2 protein-coding genes are annotated in these 2,387 nt (G+C 74.8%); one reads left to right on the top strand and one right to left on the bottom strand.

What is annotated here, in order from left to right; translation table 11 throughout:
• The coding region (locus ABZ641_RS33365; protein WP_359987972.1) for an SMI1/KNR4 family protein at positions 1-627 on the bottom strand (627 nt) is incomplete at its 3' end.
• A gap of 352 nt (positions 628-979) precedes the next feature.
• Between ABZ641_RS33365 and helR the strand changes: the two genes are divergently transcribed.
• Positions 980-2,387 (top strand): RNA polymerase recycling motor ATPase HelR (gene helR / locus ABZ641_RS33360; protein ID WP_359987970.1); only part of this gene is annotated, 1,408 nt, incomplete at its 3' end.

Here is a 2,387-nt window from a genome sequence, read left to right as displayed (position 1 = left end):
GTCGCGGCGCAGCAGGCGGCCGGGGGCGGCGTACCAGCGCACGGGCGAGTCCTCGTCGCAGGCCCACATCGGGTGGTCGGGCAGGTCGAGGCGGGTGTACCCCGCGTGCAGCCGCGGGAGGAGGGTGTCCGGCAGTTCGCAGGCGTCGTAGGTGCTGCCCGCGGCGAACAGCGACTCGCTGAGCACGAGTTCGACCCAGGCGAGGGACATCCGGTCGAGGAAGGGGATCCAGCCCCGGTGGGACTCCACCAGCACGGGCGGGTCGTCCCGGTCGGCGAGGTCGAGGGGGACCGCCCAGGCCGCGCAGTCCTGGTTCTCGCGGCGGAAGACCAGCAGTCCGCCGTGGGCGTCGTCGACGTGGAGCCCGCCCGGCGGGACGAGCGGGTCCTGGTGCCGGGTCAGGTCGTCCCGGCGGCCGAGGAGGGCGTAGCCCTCGCGCAGGGCGGCGGGGAGTGCGAAGCCCAGTTCGGCCTCCGCGGCGGCGAGTTCGTCCGCGGGGCAGCCGTCCTCCGGTCGCAGCGGCCGGTCCGTCCAGGCCTCCGCGAACCACCGCAGGAAGGCGAAGGCCCGGTCGCGGGTGGGCACTCCGCCGCGCAGGGCCGCGGACACGTCGACGGCGTCGGGCATGCCGCCGACGCTACCCCCTGCCACTGCCCGCCCGGTCGGCGGGACGGCAACGACGCCAAGGACGCCAAGACGGCAGGACTTCAAGGGCGGGGGGCGCGTGCGGCGTCCGCAGCGGGCAGTGGACGAGTGGGGTCCGGCAGCGCGGACGACGAAGGCAAGGGAGTGAACCCGTCCCTTGCCACTCTCAACGTATAGCGCACCGGGGGTCTTGCGGCAAGGCCCCCGTGGTGCCGCACAATCGCTCGTCTGAGCCGGTAGCTGATGATTTGGGAGATTCACGACGTGTGTTCAGGTATGCCCGTTCACGGGATGCGGGACGGTGCGGGTGCGGCCTCGGATCGGAGTGCGTGAGATGAACCCTTCGACCACCAGTGCGTTCGACCTGCCCGGGCACCTCGCCGCCAAGGCGGACCCGGCGCTGATCGCCGCCGACGAGCGGCACTTCGCGACCGTCGCGAGGACCCTGGACCGGGAGACCGCCGAACTGTCCGGCCGCCTCGACGAGATGCGCAGGGCGCCCGGCGGCCCGGGCCGGGCGGCGATGGACCGGGACGCGGAGATCCACCGGCTGACCGCCCGGCTGCGCGCGCTGCGCCGCTACGGGCTGGACCTGTGCCTCGGCCGGATCGTCGCCGCGGACGGTGCCGATCCGGTGTACGTCGGGCGGCTCGGCCTGACCGACGACACCGGCCGCCGGCTGCTGATCGACTGGCGCACCCCCGCGGCCGAGCCGTTCTTCGCCGCGACGCACGGCAACCCGATGGGCCTGGCGAGCCGCCGCCGGTACCGGTGGACGCGCGGCCGGATCGGCGACTACTGGGACGAGGTGTTCACGGCGGACGGCCTGGAGGGGCACGCCGCCCTGGACGACCAGTCGGCCTTCATCGCCGGCCTGGGCAGCAGCCGGTCGGCCCGGATGCGGGACGTGCTCGGCACCATCCAGGCCGACCAGGACGCGATCGTCCGGGCGGGCTCCCGCGGGGCGCTGGTGGTCGACGGCGGCCCGGGCACCGGCAAGACGGTCGTCGCACTGCACCGCTCCGCCTACCTGCTGCACTCCGACCCTCGGCTCGGCCACCGCCGCGGCGGCGTGTTGTTCGTCGGCCCGCACCAGCCGTACCTGGCGTACGTCGCCGACGTGCTGCCGAGCCTCGGCGAGGACGGCGTGCAGACCTGCACCCTGCGGGACCTTGTCGCCGAGGGCGCCGGCGCGGGCGTCGAGGGCGACCCGGAGGCGGCCCGGCTGAAGTCGTCGGCGGCGATGGTGAAGGCGATCGAGGCGGCGGTGCGGATCTACGAGGAGCCGCCGGCCGAGGGGATGACGGTGTCGACGCACTGGTCCGACCTCCGGCTGAGCGCCGCGGACTGGGCCGACGCCTTCGACGCGCCCGATCCGGGCACGCCGCACAACGAGGCCCGCGACCAGATCTGGGAGGAACTGGTCACGATCCTGCTGGACCGGCACGGGGACGAGCACGGGGAAGAGGAGGTGCCGCCGCGCGACCTGTTCCGCAGGTCGCTGCTGCAGGACCGGGAGCTGGTCACGGCCCTCCACCGGGCCTGGCCGACGATCGAGGCGGCCGACCTGGTCGGCGACCTGTGGTCGGTGCCCGCCTACCTGCGGCTGTGCGCCCCCTGGTTGAGCCGCGAGGAGGTCCGGCTGCTGCAGCGTGCGGACGCCCGGGCGTGGACGGTGTCCGACCTGCCGCTGCTGGACGCCGCACGGCAGCGGCTCGGCGACCCGGAGGCGGCCCGGCACC

The organism is Kitasatospora sp. NPDC007106 (assembly GCF_040634455.1).
GTDB classification, from domain to species: domain Bacteria; phylum Actinomycetota; class Actinomycetes; order Streptomycetales; family Streptomycetaceae; genus Kitasatospora; species Kitasatospora arboriphila.
Note: the sequence above shows the minus strand (reverse complement) of the source record. Positions and strands in the feature narration are given on the sequence as shown.